The 21,672-nt window shown below is 58.3% G+C and carries 24 protein-coding genes; 14 read left to right on the forward strand and 10 right to left on the reverse strand.

Annotated elements, in window-relative coordinates:
• Nucleotides 1-20: 20 nt before the first annotated feature.
• Nucleotides 21-1,100: a glycosyltransferase family 9 protein gene (locus GQR96_RS23965; protein ID WP_049092429.1), complete on the reverse strand. Its 1,080-nt coding sequence runs from the start codon at nt 1,098-1,100 to the stop codon at nt 21-23.
• A gap of 18 nt (nt 1,101-1,118) precedes the next feature.
• Nucleotides 1,119-2,081, reverse strand: coding sequence for a polysaccharide deacetylase family protein (locus GQR96_RS23970; RefSeq protein WP_012540311.1), 963 nt, complete (start codon nt 2,079-2,081; stop codon nt 1,119-1,121).
• A 111-nt stretch (nt 2,082-2,192) separates the two neighbouring features.
• Here GQR96_RS23970 and rfaQ point away from each other — a divergent pair, with 111 nt between their 5' ends.
• The 7 genes from rfaQ (at nt 2,193) to coaD (ending at nt 9,127) form a co-directional block, all read left to right on the forward strand.
• A complete protein-coding gene (gene rfaQ, locus GQR96_RS23975; RefSeq protein WP_017900048.1) occupies nt 2,193-3,269 on the forward strand; it encodes a putative lipopolysaccharide heptosyltransferase III in 1,077 nt (358 codons plus the stop codon).
• Complete coding sequence (locus tag GQR96_RS23980) at nt 3,266-4,393, forward strand: glycosyltransferase family 4 protein (RefSeq protein WP_065903755.1); 1,128 nt, start codon at nt 3,266-3,268, stop codon at nt 4,391-4,393. The genes rfaQ and GQR96_RS23980 overlap by 4 nt, the downstream gene beginning before the upstream one ends.
• 2 nt (nt 4,394-4,395) lie before the next feature.
• On the forward strand, nt 4,396-5,490 hold the full coding sequence (locus GQR96_RS23985) for a glycosyltransferase (protein WP_065802753.1): 1,095 nt from the start codon (nt 4,396-4,398) through the stop codon (nt 5,488-5,490).
• Nucleotides 5,491-5,519: 29 nt separating this feature from the next.
• Entirely contained in the window at nt 5,520-6,509 is a 990-nt protein-coding gene (locus GQR96_RS23990) for a glycosyltransferase (protein ID WP_004205064.1), read from the forward strand.
• A gap of 91 nt (nt 6,510-6,600) precedes the next feature.
• Nucleotides 6,601-7,875 carry a lipid IV(A) 3-deoxy-D-manno-octulosonic acid transferase gene (gene waaA / locus GQR96_RS23995; RefSeq protein ID WP_065903753.1) on the forward strand — a complete coding sequence of 425 codons (1,275 nt, stop codon included), beginning with the start codon at nt 6,601-6,603 and terminating at the stop codon, nt 7,873-7,875.
• Nucleotides 7,875-8,651, forward strand: a complete 777-nt coding sequence (locus tag GQR96_RS24000) for a glycosyltransferase family 2 protein (RefSeq protein WP_023319330.1) — start codon at nt 7,875-7,877, stop codon at nt 8,649-8,651. The genes waaA and GQR96_RS24000 overlap by 1 nt, the downstream gene beginning before the upstream one ends.
• Nucleotides 8,648-9,127: a pantetheine-phosphate adenylyltransferase gene (gene coaD / locus GQR96_RS24005; protein WP_004205067.1), complete on the forward strand. Its 480-nt coding sequence runs from the start codon at nt 8,648-8,650 to the stop codon at nt 9,125-9,127. The genes GQR96_RS24000 and coaD overlap by 4 nt, the downstream gene beginning before the upstream one ends.
• Nucleotides 9,128-9,309: 182 nt before the next feature.
• Here the strand turns inward: coaD and mutM are convergent, their stop codons facing one another.
• The 4 genes from mutM to radC all read right to left on the reverse strand — a co-directional run bounded on the left by mutM (nt 9,310) and on the right by radC (nt 11,561).
• Nucleotides 9,310-10,119 carry a bifunctional DNA-formamidopyrimidine glycosylase/DNA-(apurinic or apyrimidinic site) lyase gene (gene mutM, locus GQR96_RS24010; RefSeq protein WP_065878874.1) on the reverse strand — a complete coding sequence of 270 codons (810 nt, stop codon included), beginning with the start codon at nt 10,117-10,119 and terminating at the stop codon, nt 9,310-9,312.
• A gap of 135 nt (nt 10,120-10,254) precedes the next feature.
• Nucleotides 10,255-10,422 carry a 50S ribosomal protein L33 gene (gene rpmG, locus GQR96_RS24015; RefSeq protein WP_002922510.1) on the reverse strand — a complete coding sequence of 56 codons (168 nt, stop codon included), beginning with the start codon at nt 10,420-10,422 and terminating at the stop codon, nt 10,255-10,257.
• Nucleotides 10,423-10,442: 20 nt separating this feature from the next.
• On the reverse strand, nt 10,443-10,679 hold the full coding sequence (gene rpmB / locus GQR96_RS24020) for a 50S ribosomal protein L28 (protein ID WP_000091955.1): 237 nt from the start codon (nt 10,677-10,679) through the stop codon (nt 10,443-10,445).
• Nucleotides 10,680-10,895: 216 nt separating this feature from the next.
• On the reverse strand, nt 10,896-11,561 hold the full coding sequence (gene radC, locus GQR96_RS24025; protein WP_017900054.1) for a RadC family protein: 666 nt from the start codon (nt 11,559-11,561) through the stop codon (nt 10,896-10,898).
• A 172-nt stretch (nt 11,562-11,733) separates the two neighbouring features.
• Here radC and coaBC point away from each other — a divergent pair, with 172 nt between their 5' ends.
• The 3 genes from coaBC (at nt 11,734) to slmA (ending at nt 14,105) form a co-directional block, all read left to right on the forward strand.
• Nucleotides 11,734-12,948, forward strand: a complete 1,215-nt coding sequence (gene coaBC / locus GQR96_RS24030; RefSeq protein WP_048295735.1) for a bifunctional phosphopantothenoylcysteine decarboxylase/phosphopantothenate--cysteine ligase CoaBC — start codon at nt 11,734-11,736, stop codon at nt 12,946-12,948.
• Nucleotides 12,926-13,384 (forward strand): dUTP diphosphatase, encoded by a 459-nt coding sequence (gene dut, locus GQR96_RS24035; protein WP_004145270.1) that lies wholly within the window; start codon nt 12,926-12,928, stop codon nt 13,382-13,384. The genes coaBC and dut overlap by 23 nt, the downstream gene beginning before the upstream one ends.
• A 124-nt stretch (nt 13,385-13,508) precedes the next feature.
• A complete protein-coding gene (gene slmA / locus GQR96_RS24040) occupies nt 13,509-14,105 on the forward strand; it encodes a nucleoid occlusion factor SlmA (protein ID WP_004205072.1) in 597 nt (198 codons plus the stop codon).
• A 45-nt stretch (nt 14,106-14,150) separates the two neighbouring features.
• Here slmA and pyrE read toward each other — a convergent pair whose 3' ends face one another.
• Nucleotides 14,151-14,792 carry an orotate phosphoribosyltransferase gene (gene pyrE, locus GQR96_RS24045; protein ID WP_004205073.1) on the reverse strand — a complete coding sequence of 214 codons (642 nt, stop codon included), beginning with the start codon at nt 14,790-14,792 and terminating at the stop codon, nt 14,151-14,153.
• Nucleotides 14,793-14,857: 65 nt separating this feature from the next.
• A complete protein-coding gene (gene rph / locus GQR96_RS24050) occupies nt 14,858-15,574 on the reverse strand; it encodes a ribonuclease PH (protein WP_004205074.1) in 717 nt (238 codons plus the stop codon).
• 126 nt (nt 15,575-15,700) lie between these two features.
• Here rph and GQR96_RS24055 point away from each other — a divergent pair, with 126 nt between their 5' ends.
• Nucleotides 15,701-16,564 carry a YicC/YloC family endoribonuclease gene (locus tag GQR96_RS24055; protein ID WP_002922636.1) on the forward strand — a complete coding sequence of 288 codons (864 nt, stop codon included), beginning with the start codon at nt 15,701-15,703 and terminating at the stop codon, nt 16,562-16,564.
• Nucleotides 16,565-16,613: 49 nt separating this feature from the next.
• Here the strand turns inward: GQR96_RS24055 and GQR96_RS24060 are convergent, their stop codons facing one another.
• The gene (locus tag GQR96_RS24060) at nt 16,614-17,873 is read right to left on the reverse strand and encodes a chloride channel protein (RefSeq protein ID WP_065903752.1); all 1,260 of its coding nucleotides are present in this window, start codon (nt 17,871-17,873) and stop codon (nt 16,614-16,616) included.
• 275 nt (nt 17,874-18,148) lie between these two features.
• Here GQR96_RS24060 and GQR96_RS24065 point away from each other — a divergent pair, with 275 nt between their 5' ends.
• Nucleotides 18,149-18,766 (forward strand): trimeric intracellular cation channel family protein, encoded by a 618-nt coding sequence (locus GQR96_RS24065; protein ID WP_065903750.1) that lies wholly within the window; start codon nt 18,149-18,151, stop codon nt 18,764-18,766.
• A gap of 5 nt (nt 18,767-18,771) precedes the next feature.
• On the opposite strand, the gene ligB is transcribed toward GQR96_RS24065, so the two are convergent.
• A complete protein-coding gene (gene ligB / locus GQR96_RS24070) occupies nt 18,772-20,448 on the reverse strand; it encodes an NAD-dependent DNA ligase LigB (protein WP_065903748.1) in 1,677 nt (558 codons plus the stop codon).
• Between the two features lie 258 nt (nt 20,449-20,706).
• Between ligB and gmk the strand changes: the two genes are divergently transcribed.
• Entirely contained in the window at nt 20,707-21,330 is a 624-nt protein-coding gene (gene gmk / locus GQR96_RS24075) for a guanylate kinase (RefSeq protein WP_002922664.1), read from the forward strand.
• A gap of 54 nt (nt 21,331-21,384) precedes the next feature.
• Nucleotides 21,385-21,660: a DNA-directed RNA polymerase subunit omega gene (gene rpoZ / locus GQR96_RS24080; protein WP_000135058.1), complete on the forward strand. Its 276-nt coding sequence runs from the start codon at nt 21,385-21,387 to the stop codon at nt 21,658-21,660.
• Nucleotides 21,661-21,672: the final 12 nt, after the last annotated feature.

Here is a 21,672-nt window from a genome sequence, read left to right on the forward strand (position 1 = left end):
TTTTTATAGTCACTTTTATATTAACTGCGGGCGGCGACCAGCCGGTCGGCCTGCTCTTTAATCACCGGCCACACCGACTCAATCGCCACATCGGCGACATTCGCTTCTTCACAGACGATCTGCCTCGCTTTGTCATAGCCCGGCGCCCAGATATGATAGCCGGGCAGGCCGGTATCCTTGAGTTTACGTTTGTTATAGACCGCCACCATCGGTTTATCGAAGGCGCGGGCGATATGCACGATCGAGGTGTCCGGCGTAATGACTAAATCACAGCTGCGGATCACCTCCACGGCGGAGTTGATGGTGCTGTCGGCGATGTACAGCGCCATATCCAGCCCCAGCTGCTGAATCTTCTCACTGCGCCCCACCATCACGATACAGACCCGGTAAGGCAGAGCATGTAGCCGCTCGACCAGGGTCGCCACCTGATGACGACAGAAGTCTTTATCTTCGGAGGCGGTAAAAGGGTTAATGGCGATGCGCAGTGCGACCTCTCCGGCCTGGGAAAGCAAGCGCGCCACCTTCTCCCGCTCATGGCGACAGCCAGGGAGATGATAGTCGTATGGCTGGTCGTCAACGACGCCAAAAAGCTTCACCACCTGTTTATAGCGCTGGGAAATATGGCTGTTGCTGTCAAAAAAAGCGATCGAATGATCGTAAAGTTTATAGGGCTCTTTATTAAACCCAATCACGCTGGTCGCCCGTAAATCGGCGAGTAATTTAAAACGTTCATAGCTGGTCACGTCATCAAAATCGATAACCGCATCAAAACCCGCCGCCCGTAACGTATTTAAGGACATGCGTGGTCGATATAAATATACTTGCTCGATGAATTCTGAGCCGGCTAATATTTCGCAGCATATTGGTCCGGTTAACACCGAAACCTGATATCCCCGTTCGGCCAGTATTCTGGCGCAGCCGGTGGTCACCACCATATCGCCGACTTTATCGTCCAGGCGCAATAGCAGCACGCGGCGCACAGGGGCCGGGTCGAAGGGTTTGCGCGCCGGCTTATTTCTGTATCGATAGTTAATTAAATTAAATTTAATGCCGCGGAAAAAAGCGTTCTTTTTCCGCGTCAGTTGTTTAAGGATACGCATACGGTACCTTGAGCTGTGTTAGCGCTGTGTGATTTTCCGCTGGTAATATTCTGCCAACGTCATGCCCTTCACCTGCGGCGCCAGCCAGCTAAAAAAGGCTTCAAGGTCAGCGTATAAACGCTCAATATCCCGTTCATTCTGGAACGTAGGGCTGCCGCCGGGCATATACTCTGAAGAGTGGAGCATATATTCCACGTAGTCATTGCCCTGCGTCAACGTTTGTTCGACGACTTTTTTCATCGTCTCCACATTGCCGCCCATCGGTCGCAGCCAGTGTACGGAGGGGGAACGCACTTTGCCGCGCAGGCGGTCGTAGCCCTGCTTCACGCTGTTCATCCACGCGGAGTGCTTGTACTGAATGCTCATCGGCACTTCCAGCAGCGGCGAGTGGCCTTCGCGGCTGATGTCATTTTCATCGAGGAAATAGGCATGCTGCGGGAAGCGGCGATAATCGGTCCCGCCATCGCCCTGCGGCGCCCCCTTGGCGGTCTTCCAGTTCACCCGCGGGGTCACCGAGCAATCCACCTGATAACCGTGCTCCACCAGCAGACGCGCGTAGCGCTCGTCAAAGGCCCAGCGCCCGGCGCGATGGCTAACCATTTTGGTCTGGAAGGTGTCCTCCAGCAGATGCGTCATATAGTCGACCTTTTCACGCATCATGGCATCGCTGTATTCAATGAGATAAGGCTTATGCCGCCAGTCGTCGGCGGTCAGCGGCTCGGTCGGCGGGCTGTTCCAGGCATGCAAATGCATACCGACTTCCGCGGTGCCGCGGGCAATCACGTCTCTGGCGAATTCGATATAAAAGGGGTCGATGGCCATTTCATAGTTGGTCAAATAGACCGGTTTAAAGCCATACTTTTCGCAAAGCTGCTGAAAACGCGGGAGATAACGCGCATTCTCGGTGGTGATGCTGTCATGTTTTTGCCAGAGGTTATCGCCCTCTGTATCAATCGTGATGAGAAATGCGGGATTGTGCACGAAAACGTCCTCAGGCCATACGTATCGGGTCATGGTAGAGCAATACAACGCTTCTCTCAATCTGTCTGATCCCCTAGAATCGGAACCCTTATCCTGGATGAAGAACAGAGTATGACGCCTGAAACCCTCTCCCGCAGCCCCTTGAACCCGGCGCGGATCCTGGTCATTAAGCTGCGCCATCATGGCGACATGCTGCTGATCACCCCGCTTATTCACGCGCTGAAACAGCAGTACCCCGCCGCCTGCGTGGATGTCCTGCTGTATGAAGAGACCCGGGATATGCTCGCCGCCAACCCCGATATTCACCAAATTTATGGTCTCGACCGCCGCTGGAAAAAGCAGGGGAAAAAGCATCAGTTGAAGATGCAATGGCAGCTCATTCAGACGCTGCGCCAGCAGCGATACGATATGGTGCTTAACCTTGCCGACCAGTGGCCGAGCGCGATTATCAGCAAACTGACCGGCGCCGCGACGCGGATCGGCTTTGATTTTCCGAAGCGTCGCCACCCGTTCTGGCGCTATTGCCACACCGCGCTGGCCGCCACCCAACAGCATAATCAGCTGCATACGGTACAGCAGAATCTCTCTATCCTCGCTCCGCTCGGTATCCAGTTGAACGACGCGCCGGCGCGGATGGGCTACAGCGAAGCAGACTGGGCCACCAGCCGCGCCCTGCTGCCGGAGGACTTCCGGGATAACTACATCGTCATCCAGCCAACGTCGCGTTGGTTCTTTAAATGCTGGCGCGAAGATCGGATGAGCGCGCTGATCAACGCGCTGTCCGCCGAAGGGTACGCGGTGGTGCTCACCTCCGGCCCCGACGACAGAGAGAAGCAGATGGTGGAGACCATCATCGCCGGCTGCCCGCAGGCGCGGCTGCACTCTTTAGCCGGTCAGTTAACGCTGCGCCAGCTGGCGGCGGTGATCGATCACGCCCGGCTGTTTATCGGCGTCGACTCGGTGCCGATGCATATGGCAGCGGCTCTCGGCACCCCGCTGGTCGCCCTGTTCGGCCCCTCGAAGCTGACCTTCTGGCGTCCGTGGCAGGCGAAAGGCGAGGTGATCTGGGCCGGCGACTTCGGACCGCTGCCCGACCCGGACGCCATCAACACCAACACCGACGAACGTTATCTCGATTTAATTCCTACCGACGCCGTGATCGCGGCGGCGAAAAAGGTACTGGCATGAGTAAATTCAGGCTGGCTCTGGTGCGGCAGAAGTACCGCCCGGACGGCGGCGCAGAACGGTTTGTCTCCCGCGCGCTGGAAGCCCTCGACAGCAGTCATCTGCAGCTGAACGTCATCACCCGCGAATGGCAGGGGCCGGTCAAGCCCGACTGGCAGATCCATATCTGTAACCCACGCAAATGGGGGCGCATCAGCCGCGAGCGTGGGTTTGCCAACGCCGCGCGAGCGCTCTGGCAGCGCGAGTCCTTCGACCTGGTGCAGAGCCATGAGCGTATTCCCGGCTGCGATCTCTACCGCGCCGGCGATGGCGTTCATCGCCGCTGGCTGCAACAGCGCTCGCGCATCTTACCGGCCTGGAAAAGCCGCCTGCTGTTCGCCGACCGCTACCACCGTTATGTGATGAAAGCGGAACGGGAGATGTACGAAGACCCGCATCTGCGCGGGGTGATCTGCAACGCCGAGATGATCAAGCGCGAGATCATTGAAGACTTTGGCCTGCCGGCGGACAAGATCCACGTTATCTATAACGCCATTGATAACCAGTGCTTCCTGCCGCCGGGCGAAGACACCTTTGCCGCCTTACGCGCCAAATGGCAGTTGCCGCTGCAGGCAACCTGCCTGATTTACGTCGGCTCCGGCTTTGAGCGTAAAGGGCTGGCGGCGGCGATCCGCGCCATCGCCCCGACCGATCGCTATCTGCTGGTGGTTGGCAAAGATAAGGATCAGCCGCGCTACCAGGCGCTGGCGAAAAGCCTGAACTGCGAAGCGCGGGTGCGCTTCTTCGGCATGCAGTCGGAGACGCTGCCGTTCTATCAGATGGCCGATGGCCTGCTGCTGCCCACTCTCTACGATCCGTTCCCCAACGTCATCCTCGAGGCAATGGCCTGCGGTCTGCCGGTGATCACCACCACCGGCTGCGGCGGGGCGGAGTTTATCGTCAACGGCCACAACGGTTACGTCTGCGACGCCCTGGATATCCCGGCGCTGCAGCAGGCGGTGATGGCCCTCCCCGCCCGCGCGCTGGGCTCCGTGGAAGGCGACCGCGCCCGCGAGCGCATCATGGCCTGCACCAGCGAGCGCCTCTCCACCCAGCTGCTTTCCCTTTATCAGGATCTGGTGAAATAACGATGCGCATCTTATTTGTGATTGATGGATTGCCCGGCGGCGGCGCGGAAAAAGTGGTCCTGACCCTGGCGGCACAGTTCCTGCGCGACGGCGATCGGGTATCACTCATTTCGCTACGCGACGTCTGCGAGTACCCCTTGCCCGAGGGGCTCGACTACCAGGTGGTGGCCGATCGCTGCCGCAAACCCTGGCGCAAGCTGACCGAGCTGTCCCGCCGCGCCCGCCAGCTGGACGCCGCGGTCATCCGGGCCGAGCAGCAGGGACAATTTGACCTTGTGCTCTCCAACCTGCATAAAACCGACCGCATCGTCGCCCGCAGCCGGGCGCTGCGCGAGCGCAACGTCTGGTTCTGCCTGCACGGCGTCTTCTCGGCCTCTTATCTCGGTCACCGTACCGGCTTTGACCGCTGGATGAAGCAGCAGAAAATTAAGCGGATTTACCAGGGGCGCAACGTGGTGGCGGTTTCCGACGCCGTGGGGCGCGATCTGGTGGAAGCCTTCGCCCTACGCCCGGCGCAGCTGAAAACCATCTATAACCCCTTCGATATCGCCGCCCTGCGCGCAGAAGCGGAAGCCGACAGCGAGCGCCCGGACGGCGACTACCTGATTCACGTCGGCCGCTTCCATCCCGGTAAACGTCACGACCGCCTGCTCGAAGCCTACGCGCAAAGCGGCATTGACGCGCCGCTGGTGCTGTTAGGACAGGGGAAACCGGAGCAAGAGCAACGCCTGCGCCAGCTGGCCAAAACGCTTGAGATTGAAGACCGGGTGTGGTTCAAGGGTTTTCAGAAAAACCCCTTACCGTGGATCAAAGGCGCGCGGATGCTGGTTTTGAGCTCGGATAGCGAAGGATTCGGCAATGTGGTAGTGGAGGCGCTGCTGTTACATACCCCGGTCGCCAGCACCCGCTGCCCCGGCGGCGTCACCGAGATCCTCACCGGCGAACTTGCCCGCGGTCTGGCGGATCTCACCAGTCCGGCGCTGGCTCAGACGATGCAAAGCATTTACCATAACCCGCCGGCCATCGACGATGCCGCGCTGGAAAAATTCAGCGTCGTGTCCATTTGTCAGCAGTACCGTCAGCTGCAGCGCACCTGACGCCGTTAGTTAACCAGGATCGAAGATTTATGAGTCAAACGCCTTTACTGAGCATCGTGGCTGCCGTCTACAACGGTGAGAAATTTCTTGCGCAATTCTTTGAGTGCATTGAACAGCAGCAGCTGGACAGCTATGAACTGATCCTGGTGAACGATGGGTCGACGGACAACAGCCTGGCGGTGATCGCCGAATGGCGGGATCGGCTGCAGAACGTCCAGGTGCTGGAGCAGGAAAACCAGGGCGTCTCGGTCGCGCGTAATACCGGCCTCGCCGCCGCCAGCGGCAAGTACCTCGCGTTTCCGGACATCGACGATAAACTCTATCCGGGCATGTATCGCACGCTGCTGGAAATGGCCGAGAAAGCACATCTCGATGTCGCCACCTGCAACGGCACCTACGTGTACGAAAAGCGCCGCGAGAGCCACCCGATCTTCCCGCTGGATCGCTTGCCCTCGACCGGCGTGTTGCCGGGCCATGTCTGGCTCAAGCAGGCCCTGGACTCGCGGAAATTTCTGCACGTCACCTGGCTCAATATCTATCGCCACGATTTTATCCGCCAGCATCACTTCCATTTCGAGCCCGGCCTGCGCCATCAGGATATCCCGTGGACCACCGAGGCGCTGCTGGCCGCGGAGCGCGTGCAGTACACCAGTCAGCAATTCTATGATTACTACATCCATTCTGAGTCGGTATCGCATAAGCCGGACAACGACGACACGCTGATGCGTTCGGCGCGCCATTACATGAAAATTCTGGAGATGCTGGAGGCGATCAACCAGCGTTACCCGGATAAAGTGCGCCATATCGCCGCCTGTCGCTGGCAGATCGCCAAAGAAGGCCTGGGGATCATCCACACCTTCGACAGCATGAAAGATGAGTCGAAAAAGCATGTTATTATTAAAGAATTCTTCGACCGCGGTATCTGGCGGTTAATCTGGAAAAACGCCTGTACTTTCCGTTTACGCTGGCGCCTGGGACGCCGTTATCTGCGTATTAAGCGTTATCGCCACGCGGGATAGACCAAAAACCCGCTGTTTCCGCCAAAGAGATAGCTTTACGCGGGCTAAATGCTTAGAATTTGCCCGCCAAAACAGAGAACGGATAAATAGTTTGGAATTGCTTTATACCACCCTACTTTACCTTATTCAGCCGCTGGTGTGGCTGCGGCTGCTGCTGCGCAGTCGTAAGGCTCCTGCCTACCGTAAACGCTGGGCGGAACGCTATGGCTTCTGTCAGAACAAGGTAGAGCCGGATGGCATTCTGCTGCACTCCGTTTCCGTCGGCGAGACCTTAGCCGCCATTCCGCTGGTTCGCGCCCTGCGCCACCGCTACCCTTCTCTGCCGATCACCGTCACCACCATGACGCCGACCGGCTCCGAGCGCGCCATGTCGGCCTTCGGCAAAGATGTCCATCACGTCTATCTGCCCTACGATCTGCCCGGCGCCATGAACCGCTTCCTGGACACCGTTCAGCCGAAGCTGGTGATCGTCATGGAGACCGAGCTGTGGCCGAACATGGTGGCCGCGCTGCATAAGCGTAAGATCCCGCTGGTGATTGCCAACGCCCGCCTGTCCGAACGTTCCGCCAAAGGCTATGCCAAACTGGGCGGCTTTATGCGCCGCCTGTTGAGCCGTATTACGCTTATCGCCGCGCAGAATGAAGAAGATGGCAACCGCTTCCTCGCGCTGGGATTGAAGCGCAATCAGCTGGCGGTCACCGGCAGCCTGAAATTCGATATCTCCGTTACGCCAGAGCTGGCGGCGCGCGCGGTGACGCTGCGTCGGCAATGGGCGCCGCACCGCAAAGTCTGGATTGCCACCAGCACCCACGATGGCGAAGAGCAAATTATCCTCCAGGCGCATAAAAAGCTGCTGGAGACCTTTCCGAACCTGCTGCTGATCCTTGTTCCCCGCCATCCGGAGCGCTTCCCTGACGCCCGCGACATGGTGCAAAAAGCCGGAATGAGCTTCACTCTACGCAGCACCAGCGAGATCCCCTCCTCCAGTACCCAGGTGGTTATTGGCGATACCATGGGCGAACTGATGCTGCTCTACGGCATTGCCGACCTCGCTTTCGTCGGCGGCAGCCTGGTGGAGCGCGGCGGCCATAACCCGCTCGAGCCGGCGGCGCACGCCATTCCGGTGCTGATGGGGCCGCATACCTTCAATTTCAAAGATATCTGCGCCAAGCTGCAGCAGGACGATGGCCTGATCACCGTCACCGACGCGAACTCGCTGGTCAAAGAGGTTTCCACGCTCCTGACCGATGAAGACTACCGCCTGTGGTATGGCCGTCACGCGGTGGAAGTGCTGCACCAGAACCAGGGCGCGCTGTCGCGTCTGCTACAGTTACTGCAACCTTACCTGCCGCAGCGGAGTCATTAATGTCTAACCGGCTTTCCGTGGTGATGATCGCCAAAAACGCAGCGGACCTGCTGCCGGATTGTCTGGACTCCGTTAGCTGGGCGGATGAAATTATCGTCCTCGACTCCGGCAGTACTGACAGCACCGTCGAGCTGGCTCGCCGCCTCGGGGCGCAGGTCTATACCCATACCGACTGGCGAGGCTATGGCATTCAGCGCCAGCGCGCGCAGGACTACGCCACCGGCGACTGGGTGTTGATGATCGATACCGATGAGCGCGTCACGCCAGAACTCAGGCAGGCTATTCTTAAGGTACTGGAAGCCCCGCAGCGCGGCGCCATCTACAGCATCGCCCGGCGTAACTATTTTCTCGGACGCTTTATGCGCCACAGCGGTTGGTACCCCGATCGCGTCCTGCGCCTGTACGAACGCGCCCGTTACCGCTATAACGATAATCTGGTCCATGAATCGCTGGATAGCCTGGGCGCCGAGGTCATTCCGTTGACCGGCGATCTCCTGCATCTGACGTGCCGCGACTTCGCTGGCTTCCAGCAAAAACAGCTGGCGTATGCCGCCGCGTGGGCGCTGGAACGCCATCAGAAGGGCAAGAAGACCTCGATGGCGGGGATATTCAGCCATACGCTGGGGGCGTTCCTGAAAACGCTGCTGCTGCGCGGTGGGGTGCTGGACGGCAAGCAGGGCTGGTTACTGGCGATGGTCAACGCGCAGTATACGTTTACAAAATATACCGAGCTGTGGGCGCTGAGCCACGGCTACTCGGAGAAAGAGTCATCATGAGCACAAAAGCGATCTATCCGGGTACCTTCGATCCCATCACCAATGGCCATATCGATATTGTCACCCGCGCGGCGAGCATGTTCGATAAAGTGGTGCTGGCTATTGCCGCCAGCCCGAGCAAAAAGCCGATGTTCAGCCTTGATGAACGCATTGCGCTGGCGGAGCAGGCGACGGCCCACCTGGTGAACGTGCAGGTGGTCGGCTTCAGCGACCTGATGGCCAGCTTCGCGCGCGCGCAGCAGGCCAACATCCTGATCCGCGGCCTGCGGGCGGTGGCGGATTTCGAGTATGAGATGCAGCTGGCCCATATGAATCGCCATCTGATGCCCACCCTTGAGAGCGTGTTCCTGATGCCGTGCAAAGAGTGGTCGTTTATCTCCTCTTCGCTGGTGAAGGAAGTCGCGCGCCACCAGGGCGATGTCTCTCATTTCCTGCCAGCCAACGTCCACCAGGCGCTGTTGAATAAGCTGAAGTAACGCATCTGCTGGGGCGTGAGCCACGCGGGCTGGCGCTGCGCTGCTGGGCCATCCACACCGGCTCTGTCTCTGTCTTGATGCCAGGTGGCGCTGCGCTTACCTGGCCTACAAACGCCCCGGGTCCGCCAGATGCGCACCCGCAGTTTCGCTGACCTGGCCGACAATCATTCCTGTTCCGGTGACTATTTCTGACACTGGCGGCAATAAAAGGTCGCCCGCTGGGCATGCTTGGTCCCGACGACCAGCGTGCCGCAGATCCGGCAGGGTTCGCCCTTGCGGCCATAGACCTGTAGCTCCTGGGCAAAATAACCGGGCTTGCCATCGCTTTGCAGGAAGTCCTTCAGCGTGGTGCCGCCCTGCTCTATCGAGCGCAGCAGGACCAGCTTAATCACCTTCACCAACTGCTCGCACTCGTCCCGCGACAGCGAGGACGCCAGCCTGTCAGGGTGGATCCCGGCGGAGAACAGCGATTCACTGGCGTAGATATTGCCGACGCCCACCACCAGCTTGTTATCCATCAGCCAGGGTTTGATCGCGGTTTTCTTCTTCGCGCATTTCTGCTGGAGATAGTCGGCGTTGAAGGCATCACTTAGCGGTTCCGGCCCCAGATGCGCCAGCACCGGGTGGCCTTCCAGCTCTTTGGTCCATAGCCAGGCGCCAAAGCGGCGCGGATCGGTATAGCGCAGGACTTTACCGTTACTCATAACCAGATCAACGTGATCGTGTTTTTCCGCAGGCAGCTCTTCGCTCAGGATGCGCAGGCTCCCCGACATCCCAAGATGGACGATGATCCAGCCGTCCGGGAGTTCCAGAAGCAAATATTTGGCGCGACGTCGCACGCTGAGCACCGGAACGTCGCTCAGGCGATAAATCTCTTCGGAAACCGGCCAGCGCAACCGTCCGTTGCGCACGACGGCGTGCAGAATGGTGGCGCCAACCAGGTGCGGCTCAATGCCGCGACGGCTGGTTTCCACCTCTGGTAATTCAGGCATGATTTTCCTCCATTAACCCGGCGTATTGTGCTTCACGGACAGGTGGCTGAAAAGGGAGTGTGTGAAAGCAATATGGGGGAGTTTTAAAAACAAAAAACCCCGCCGGAGCGGGGTTTTTATACAAGGAGGCTAAAATTATTTGATTTTAGCTTCTTTGTAGATAACGTGCTGACGTACAACCGGATCGTACTTTTTCAGTTCCATTTTTTCCGGTTTGGTACGTTTGTTCTTCGTGGTGGTGTAGAAGTGACCAGTACCAGCGGAAGAAACCAGCTTGATTTTCTCACGAATACCTTTAGCCATGATTTATTTCCTCTAAGTACTTAGTACTTTTCGCCACGGGCACGCAGTTCAGCCAGAACTGTATCGATGCCTTTCTTATCGATTACACGCATACCTTTAGCAGATACGCGCAGGGTGACAAAACGCTTCTCGCTCTCAACCCAGAAACGGTGAGAGTGCAGGTTCGGCAGGAAACGGCGTTTAGTCGCGTTCAGTGCGTGGGAACGGTTGTTACCGGTCACCGGACGCTTGCCAGTAACTTGGCAGACTCGGGACATGTCTATTCTCCAAAAATCAAATTAGCTCGAGCTTCGTATGGGGTATTGGCGCCTCGTCAGGCTTTACAGCCTGGTCATCGCAGTTCAATGTGAACTCTCGACTGCCAGGCCCAAATGCCAAACCCGAGATTCTCAAAGGTGGCGTAGTATACGCTGACTCGGCGATGTGCTCAAGTCCCGAACAGACAAAGATCCCGAAGGATCGCCAGTTCGGGGCTAAATCCAGCCACGTTCGGCAAAAGATACATACGCACCGCGGCCGATAACCAGATGGTCAAGCACACGTATCTCCATGAATCGACAACACTTTACCACCCTTTCGGTAATCAGCCTGTCAGCCTGACTCGGCTCCGGACTACCGGAGGGATGATTATGCGCAAGGATCACGGCGGCGGCGTTCACTTTGATGGCTTCGCGTACAATTTCTCGCGGATGCACCTCAACGTGGCTAAGAGTACCAGAAAAAAGGCGGCTATGTTTCAACACGCGGTTCTGATTATCTAAAAAGATCACCATAAAGATCTCGCGCTCCTCTTCCGTCAGCTGGCTTTGCAAAAATTCCCGCGTCATCGAGGGGGTGACCAGCGCGGCCTCCTCAACCAGCTGCGAGCTAAAATAGCGCCGCGCCAGCTCGGCAATCCCCTTCAGTTGCGCATATTTCGCCAGCCCCAGCCCGTCAACGGCAACCAGTTGCGCTTTATCAGCGGAAAGCAGAGCGTAGAGCGAACCAAAACGCTGCAACAACGCCTGGGCGTAGCTCAGCACATCCTGACGGCGTGTGCCAATGCGCAGAAACAGCGCCAGTAGCTCAACATCCGTCAGCGCCTCGATGCCGAATTGCAGCATCTTCTCCCGTGGCATCAGATTTTCCGTTCCGTCCATGCGCCCTCCTGCGTGAATCAGCCTATCCTGGCACAACCTGACGACGCTGCCGACCCGCCGCTTTTCACCCTGCGTAGCCGCTCGCAAAGTGAATGCCCGTCAGAGGCACGACGGCGGCAGGATTGTGATAAGATGCGCGGATTCTGGTCTACGGCAACAGGAATACATCATGATGACTCTGGCGGGTAAAAAAATCGTCCTGGGCGTCAGCGGCGGTATCGCGGCGTATAAAACCCCGGAACTGGTACGGCGACTACGTGAACGCGGCGCGGAAGTGCGTGTCGCAATGACGGAGGCGGCAAAAGCGTTCATCACCCCACTCAGCCTGCAGGCGGTATCCGGCTATCCGGTTTCCGACAGCCTGCTCGATCCGGCGGCGGAAGCGGCCATGGGCCATATTGAGCTCGGAAAATGGGCCGACCTGGTGATCCTCGCCCCGGCGACCGCCGATTTGATCGCCCGCGTGGCGGCAGGCATGGCCAATGATTTGGTGTCGACGATCTGTCTCGCCACCCCTTCCCCGGTTGCCGTCTTGCCCGCCATGAACCAGCAGATGTATCGCGCGCAGGCCACCCAGCATAATCTGCAGACGCTCGCTTCCCGCGGCCTGCTGCTGTGGGGACCGGACAGCGGTAGCCAGGCCTGCGGCGACGTCGGCCCGGGGCGAATGCTCGATCCGTTAACCATCGTGGAGATGGTTGCACAGCATTTCGCCTCCCCTGTCAAAGATTTGCAACATCTCAACCTCATGATTACCGCGGGCCCGACCCGTGAGCCGTTGGATCCGGTGCGTTACATCTCAAACCACAGCTCCGGTAAGATGGGCTTCGCGATTGCCGCCGCCGCCGCACAGCGCGGCGCGAACGTGACCCTGGTCAGCGGACCGGTATCGCTACCGACACCGCCCTTTGTGCAGCGTATTGATGTCACTACCGCGCTGGAAATGGAAGCGGCCGTCCAGGCCGGCGCTCAGCAGCAGCACATTTTTATTGGCTGCGCCGCGGTGGCGGATTACCGCGCCGCCGCCATCGCCGAAGATAAAATAAAAAAACAAGGTGATGAATTAACAATAAAAATGGTTAAAAACCCGGATATCGTGGCCGGGGTTGCAGCGCTAAAATCGCATCGCCCCTACGTCGTTGGGTTTGCCGCCGAAACGAATAATGTGGAAGAATATGCGCGGCAAAAACGTGCCCGCAAAAACCTCGACCTGATTTGCGCCAACGATGTTTCCCAGCCTAATCAGGGCTTTAACAGCGATAGCAACGCATTACACCTTTTCTGGCAGGATGGGGAAAAGCGCTTACCACTTGAGCGCAAGGAACTCCTGGGCCAATTATTACTCGACGAGATCGTGACCCGTTATGATGAAAAAAATCGACGTTAAGATTCTGGACCCGCGTGTCGGCCAGCAATTTCCGCTGCCGACCTATGCCACCTCCGGCTCCGCCGGACTTGACCTGCGAGCCTGTCTCGACGACGCCGTAGAGCTTGCGCCGGGCGCAACCACGCTGTTGCCGACCGGCCTTGCGATTCATATCGCCGATCCCTCTCTGGCGGCGGTGATCCTGCCGCGCTCGGGCCTGGGTCATAAGCACGGCGTGGTGCTGGGCAACCTGGTGGGCCTTATCGACTCCGATTACCAGGGGCAGCTGATGGTGTCCGTCTGGAACCGCGGTCAGCAGAGCTTTATTATCGAGCCGGGCGAACGTATCGCGCAGATGGTCTTTGTGCCGGTCGTGCAGGCGGAATTTAACCTGGTGGAATCTTTCGATGCCACCGACCGCGGCGAAGGCGGCTTCGGTCACTCAGGGCGTAAATAAGCCCAGCAACACGGAATCTGCATCCCAACGCGCATAATGCAATAACATCACCGCAAACTCTGGTTTGCGGTCGCGTTGTGGATGTCTGCCTGACAAGTGCTTATTTTCAGGGGTATTTTAAAACATGGCAGAAAAGCAAACTGCGAAACGGAATCGTCGCGAAGAAATACTTCAATCTCTGGCGCTAATGCTGGAATCCAGCGATGGTAGCCAACGTATTACCACCGCGAAACTGGCGGCTTCCGTCGGCGTTTCTGAAGCCGCGCTGTATCGCCATTTTCCCAGCAAAACCCGCATGTTTGACAGCCTGATCGAGTTCATTGAAGACAGTCTGATTACGCGCATCAATTTGATTCTGAAAGATGAGAAGGACACATCCGCGCGCCTGCGCCTGATTGTTCTGTTGATTCTTGGGTTTGGCGAGCGTAATCCTGGGCTGACGCGCATCCTCACCGGACACGCGCTGATGTTCGAACAGGATCGGCTGCAGGGCCGTATCAACCAGCTTTTTGAACGCATCGAAGTGCAGCTGCGTCAGGTGATGCGCGAGAAAAAAATGCGCGAAGGCGAAGGCTACACTCTCGACGAAACGCTGCTGGCCAGCCAGCTGCTGGCCTTCTGCGAGGGCATGCTGTCGCGCTTTGTGCGCAGCGAGTTCAAATACCGTCCGACGGATGATTTCGACGCCCGCTGGCCGCTGGTCGCCGCACAGCTGCAGTAGTTTTTTTGCATTGCCCGGTAGCGCTCTGCTTACCGGGCATTTTCGTTACACGCCGTAGGCTTCGCGATAAGCGCGAACGGCCGCCAGGTGTTCCGCCATCTCCGGTTTCTCTTCCAGGTAAGCGATCAGCTCTTTCAGGGTTACGATCGAGATAACCTGGCAGCCGTAATCCCGCTCCACTTCCTGAATGGCGGAGATTTCACCGCGGCCGCGCTCCTGACGATCCAGGGAGATCAGCACGCCCGCCAGCTGCGCGCCGTTGGCCTGGATGATCTCCATGGATTCGCGAATCGCCGTACCGGCGGTGATCACGTCATCCACCAGCATGACCCGCCCCTGCAGTGGACTACCGACCAGATTGCCGCCTTCGCCGTGAGTCTTTGCCTCTTTACGGTTAAAGCAGTAAGGCAGGTCGCGGTCATGGTGTTCGGCTAACGCCACCGCGGTGGTGGTGGCGATCGGGATCCCTTTGTAGGCCGGGCCAAACAGCAGGTCGAACTCAATCCCGGAATCCACCAGCGCCTCGGCATAAAAACGGCCCAGCAGAGCCAGATCGCGCCCGGTGTTAAACAGGCCGGCGTTAAAGAAATAGGGGCTCTTACGCCCGGATTTCAGCGTGAACTCGCCAAACTTAAGAACCTGCTTGCTAAGCGCAAACTCAATAAACTGGCGCTGATACGGCTTCATGGATTCGCTCCTCATCTTACTTTTTTACGGTCAAAAAAAAGGCGACTTCTCAGTCGCCTTAAAAACTAATCTACTAACGCCGCCTTCTGCGTCGTAATAATGGATTCGATCCCCCCTCGGGCTAACGCCAGGAGAGTGAGGAGCTCTTCATGGGTGAACGGCTCGCCTTCTGCCGTACCCTGCACCTCGATGATGCGACCATCTTCGGTCATCACCACGTTCATATCGGTTTCCGCGGCAGAGTCTTCGATGTACTCCAGATCGCAGATGGCTTCGCCATTAACGATCCCAACAGAGACCGCCGCCACCATCCCTTTCATCGGGTTAGTTTTCAGCTTGCCGGCCGCCACCAGCTTATTCAGCGCGTCGGCCAGCGCCACGCAGGCACCGGTAATAGACGCGGTGCGGGTGCCGCCGTCGGCCTGCAGCACATCGCAGTCGAGGGTGATGGTAAACTCGCCCAGCGCTTTCAGATCAACCGCCGCGCGCAGCGCACGGGCGATCAGGCGCTGAATTTCCATCGTCCGGCCGCCCTGTTTGCCTTTTGCCGCTTCACGCGCGTTACGCGTGTGCGTTGAACGCGGCAGCATGCCATATTCAGCGGTGATCCACCCCTGTCCCTGTCCTTTCAGGAAACGCGGTACGCCTTCGTCAATGGAGGCGGTGCACAGCACTTTGGTATCACCGAATTCAACCAGCACAGAGCCTTCAGCGTGTTTTGTGTAATTACGGGTCAGGGTAACGGGGCGCACCTGGTTGGCGCTACGACCTGCTGGACGCATGATAGAAATCTCCGGCTTGAAACGAATGTGGCTGCGCATTATACGGATTAAAGGCGCTTATTCCTATCCTGATAAGGTCTCGAAAGCTATAATCCTCCCCACTCTCCTTTAAAAACAGGAACGACTATGATCCGCAGTATGACCGCCTATGCCCGCCGTGAAATCAAGGGTGACTGGGGTAGCGCCGCATGGGAGCTGCGCTCGGTAAACCAGCGCTATCTGGAAACGTACTTCCGCCTGCCGGAGCAGTTCCGTAGCCTGGAGCCCGTGGTACGCGAACGCATTCGCGCCCGCCTGACTCGCGGTAAAGTCGAATGCACCCTGCGTTTTGAACAAGACCCCAGCGCTCAGGGCGAACTCATTCTCAACGAAAAACTGGCTAAACAGCTGGTTAACGCTGCCAACTGGGTGAAAATGCAGAGCGATGAAGGGGAAATCAATCCGGTTGATATCCTGCGCTGGCCGGGCGTGATGGCCGCCAAAGAGCAGGATCTTGACGCCATCGCCGCCGACATTCTGGCAGCCCTTGACGGCGCGCTGGATGACTTCATCGTCGCTCGCGAAACGGAAGGCCAGGCGCTGAAAGCGCTTATCGAGCAGCGTCTTGAAGGCGTGAGCGGCGAAGTGGCGAAAGTTCGCGCTCATATGCCGGAAATTCTCCAGTGGCAGCGCGAGCGTCTGGTCGCCAAGCTGGAGGATGCGGAAGTGCAGCTGGAGAATAACCGTCTCGAGCAAGAGCTGGTGCTGATGGCGCAGCGTATCGACGTTGCCGAAGAGCTGGACCGCCTCGAAGCCCACGTGAAAGAGACCTACAACATTCTGAAAAAGAAAGAGGCCGTGGGTCGCCGTCTCGACTTTATGATGCAGGAGTTCAACCGTGAGTCGAACACCCTGGCGTCAAAATCGATCAATGCCGAGGTCACCAACTCCGCGATTGAGCTGAAAGTGCTGATCGAGCAAATGCGCGAGCAGATCCAGAATATCGAGTAATCTCAGATACCTTTCTGAAGGCCGGTTTACCGGCCTTTTTTCATCCATTTCAAAAGCAATATTTCTTATCCAGTACCCGGCAGGTCAAAAACGCCCCTGCCGCGCACAGCAGCGTCGGGGCCAGATAGCTGTGATCCATGTGGGTGAATTCCATCACCAGCACCACCGCCGTCAGCGGCATCTGCATGGAGGCGGCGAGAAAAGCGGCTGCTCCCACCAGGGCGAAACTACTTTCATCTCCGCCGGGGAACCCTGATTGCCAGAGCGCGCAGAGCAGCAGGCTGGCCAGCCCGCCCACCGCCAGCCCCGGGGTTAGCAACCCGCCCTCCGCGCCGCCGCGCAGCACCGCCAGGATCACCACCATCTTCAGCCCTAACAGGATCGCGACCATGGAGAGAGGCAGCCCGTCGCTGAGCGCCAGCTGCATCGGCCCCTTGCCATTGCCCGGTAGCGCAGGGAACCAGAGGCTCAGAACGGCAAGAAGTGAAAACGCCAGCAGACAGAACACTGGCATCTGCCAGTTACTTCGCACGCGTGAACGCGCTGCGCTGGTCGCTTTGCGAAAGAGCCAGGCGCCGGCGCCCAGAATCGGGCCCATCAGAATCGCCCACCAGAGAAAGGTGTGCGGAAGCGCGCTGGAAACAAAATGGTATTGCGATTCATCCCCTAACCCGAGGGTGGCCGTCCAGGCGGCAATCGCCGAGGTCATTATCGCCGCCAGCGTTTTTTCCCAGCTAAACGATAGCAGCATGACCTCGAGGGTGAACAACGCCCCTGCCAGCGGGACGTTATACACCGCCGCCAGGCCCGCGCCCGCCCCACAGGCAATCAGCGTGCGGGTGTCATCCTCCAGCAGGCTCAGCTTACGCGCCACCATCCCCCCTCCCAGCGCGCCCATTTCCCGCGGCGCCACTTCGCGGCCAAGCGGGGAACCCAGCGCTACGGTGACGATCTGCAACAGGGCGTGGATCGTCGTGGTGCCCGCGGGCATGGGGACGGAAGGGTTAGCCGCCGCCGCGGCAATGGAAACCCGCTTCTGCCCATAGCGACCAAGCAGCCACCAGCCAAATCCGGCGACGATGCCGCCGGCCACGATTGCCGCGATGCGACGTGGCCAGGGCGACGCCGTGACGCCCTGTAAAAATGACACCGAACCGACGATCTGCCCGGAACTGTAGCCAAAAGCCAGGTGCTGAATGGCGTGTAAAATCAGTGCCAAAACCATGCCGGACAGACCGGCCAAAATCCCGGTTAATACCACGGCCAACAGGCGAGTCAGAGAATGTTTGCTCGCAGCGGCGACACGCATTTTCTCATCTCCTCGAGAAAGAAAATAAAAGGATAAAGGTCGGGACTTAAACATTAGGTATTCGTAGCGTTTTCAATATAGAAAATCGAGCGGGAACAAGTCATTACTTTTTCTAATCTTTAAAAATTCATAAAATAGAAATCAACCGCCAATTAAAGCCAATTTAATCTATATTGGCATTAGTTTTTCCTGGCCTAACGATTTCACTTTAGAAAATCTCAATCGTGATCCTGCGCACAAATCGTTAACCTGCCGGCCACTGTCTGGGGGGATCTATGCTGCTTCATGTTCTGTATTTAATCGGTATCACCGCGGAAGCCATGACCGGAGCGCTGGCTGCCGGGCGTCGGCGGATGGATACGTTCGGCGTCATTATTATCGCCACCGCGACCGCGCTGGGCGGGGGTTCCGTTCGCGATATCCTGCTGGGACACTATCCTCTCGGCTGGGTGAAGCATCCGGAATACGTCATTATTGTCGCCGTCGCCGCCGTCCTTACCACAATTGCCGCCCCGGTAATGCCGCACCTGCGCCGGCTTTTCCTGGTGCTGGATGCGCTGGGGCTGATCGTATTTTCCATCATCGGTGCGCAAATCGCCCTGGATATGGGAGAAGGGCCGGTTATCGCCTCTATTGCTGCGGTCATCACCGGCGTTTTTGGCGGTGTACTGCGCGATATGTTCTGCAAACGCATTCCGCTGGTCTTCCAGAAAGAGCTGTACGCCGGGATCTCGTTTGCCGCAGCGGTACTCTATATAGCGCTGCAACATTACGTTAGCAGCCACGATGTGGTGGTCCTGACCACGCTGCTGTTCGGCTTTACCGCCCGCATGCTGGCGCTGCGCTGGAAGCTCGGGCTACCGGTCTTCCACTACACCCACGACGCCCACTAACCGCCTCAAAACCCGGGGATGCGTTGCCCGCTAAGCCATTGCGCCAGCGCCGCCACGTCAGGGTGATGCAGGAAAGCCACCAGCTGTCGGGCTCTGATCGCCCCCACGCCCGGCAGCGTGCGCCATTGCGCTTCACTCTTTGCCGTGAGGAGGCGCCAGTTTTCATTTCCAGGCTGCGCCAGCGCCTCCTGGGGCGCCGGGATCCCCATCGCCAGCACCCAGCGTATAAAAGGCCGTTTACGAATAAGATCAAACTGATGCCAGAGGTGCTGCCCACGGGCGGCCGAGATCCCAGGCATCGCCTGCAGCTGCTCCGCCGTGAGCGCCAGCCAGGAAAAAAGATGCTCCATCGGGTGCTGCCGCTGAATGACGCGCCATACGTTTTCCCCTACGCCATCGATATCCAGCGCCGACTTTGATGACAACCAGACCAGCCGGGAAAGAAACTGTTCGCTGCACTCAGGGGTGGCGAAATAGCAGGTTAGCGCATTGAATTTGGCCGCCGGCGGCGTCGGTTTAAGGCGCTCGGCCATCCGCCAGACGACCGCGTCGATCCGTGGAATACCCTGACCTGCCAGACTGATCTGCAGCTGATCGCCAACCCCAATATCCAGCGCCTGCCAGCGGGCCACAGAGCCAACGTTAACCCGCTGCACGCGTTTGTCATCCAGTCGCTGGGGCTCAAGCTCAGCCACTACGTTGACTCTACCGCTGCGGCCGGTACTGAAATGGATCGCCCGCACCTCCATCACCCGCGATGCCGGAGGATATTTCCAGGCTGCCAGCCATTCGCCCTTTCCCGGTGACCAGACGCGCCCCGCCGGTTCGCGCCCTTCACGCACAATCACGCCATCGCTGACGAAGGGCAGCGGCGAGCGATACCACCGCTGGCGCCACTCCGCCACCTGCTCAACACGCGTCACCGGATGGGTGTATTGTCCGCTGTAGATAAACCCCGCCTGCGCCAGCAGCTTCTGACGACGGTGCATATCCGACGGACCGTCTGGCCAGGCCCAGATAAAAACGTCCAGCTGGCTGAGGGGCGCCGCCGCGTCAGCCCGCATCATCAACCCAGCGACTTTCGCCCGCGCGTTCATTCCGCCAGCCTGCTGCTGAACATGCCCCTCCCGACGCAGAAACAGCTCCCCCTGCAGCACGCTGTTGGCCAGTTCGCCGGTCGTCAGCTTCGCCAGCGCCGGGATCTGCCGCGCTCGGGCGGTCCACAACTCACCGCGCAGGCCATCCCCGCGGCTGATAGCCTGAACCAGATGCCCCTGGCGATAGACCAGGGTTACCGCCACGCCGTCCACCTTAGGCTGTATCCACAGGTCGGTTTTATTTTTCATCCAGCGGGCCAGGCTGGCTTCATCCGCCAGCTTGCGTACGCCGGTATGGGCGACCGGATGACGCGTATCGCCGGTCGGTGGAGACAGACCGTCCTCCTCAGGCGTCGCGCCCGGAAAGCATTGCCGCCACTGCGTCAGGCGCTGGGTGAGCTGGTCGTAAACGTCATCACTCACCTCGCTGGCGCCCTGTCGCCAGTAAGCCTCGTTCCAGGCGTCAATCTGTTGATGAAGACGTGCAATCTCCTGTCTGCCTTTAGCCGGCGGCCAGTCCGGGCACGTCGCCAGCGCGCTGGCAGAGAACATCCCTATCGCCAGCCACCCCCCTCCTTTACGCATTCCAGTTCCCTCCTTCAGCACCTGACGGAGAGTCTGCGGCAGAATACCGGAAACCGCGACGGGGGCTTTTTCACCCTGCGAAGCGCCTTCCAGGATTTGCACCTCGTTGCAGCAACGGCTGGCGAATTCAGGAAAACGGCAGGCAAAATGAAAGAAACAGCGGCAAAAAGTGTGACAAGGACTGCGTCACGCCGCGGCGACGTGTATAATAGGCTCGTATGTAGGACCTCTTTCGATAACCACATACAAAAGACACTCATGGCTCAAGGCACGCTTTATATTGTTTCCGCCCCTAGCGGCGCGGGTAAATCCAGCCTGATTCAGGCTTTATTAAAAACCCAACCGTTGTATGACACCCAGGTATCGGTTTCCCATACCACGCGGGCGCCGCGTCCGGGTGAAGTGCACGGCGAACACTATTTCTTCGTGAATCACGACGAATTCCGCTCGATGATTGGCGAAAACGCGTTTCTGGAACATGCAGAGGTCTTTGGCAACTATTACGGCACGTCGCGTAAAGCGATCGAGCAGGTGCTGGCGACCGGTGTTGATGTCTTCCTCGATATCGACTGGCAGGGCGCGCAGCAGATCCGTAAAAGCATGCCGGGCGCACGCAGCATTTTTATTCTGCCGCCGTCAAAAGATGAACTGGACCGTCGCCTGCGCGGCCGCGGCCAGGACAGCGAAGAGGTGATCGCGAAACGAATGGCCCAGGCCGTTGCGGAAATGAGCCATTACGCCGAATATGATTACCTGATTGTGAATGATGATTTTGACACCGCCCTGAGCGACCTGAAAAATATCATCCGCGCTGAACGTCTGCGCATGAGCCGCCAAAAGCAGCGACATGGCGCTTTAATCACCAAACTATTGGCAGACTGAACCCACATTCAGTATCATGCCCAGTCATTTCTTCACCTGTGGAGCATTTTAAGTATGGCACGCGTAACTGTTCAGGACGCTGTAGAGAAAATTGGTAACCGTTTTGACCTGGTACTGGTCGCCGCGCGTCGCGCTCGTCAGATGCAGGTAGGCGGAAAGGATCCGCTGGTACCGGAAGAAAACGATAAAACCACCGTAATCGCACTGCGCGAAATCGAAGAAGGTCTGATCAACAACCAGATCCTCGACGTACGTGAGCGCCAGGAACAGCAAGAGCAGGAAGCCGCTGAATTACAAGCCGTTACCGCGATTGCTGAAGGTCGTCGTTAATCACACAGCGGG

The sequence above is a fragment of the Klebsiella sp. PCX genome (assembly GCF_021869705.1).
Classification (GTDB): domain Bacteria; phylum Pseudomonadota; class Gammaproteobacteria; order Enterobacterales; family Enterobacteriaceae; genus Klebsiella; species Klebsiella quasipneumoniae.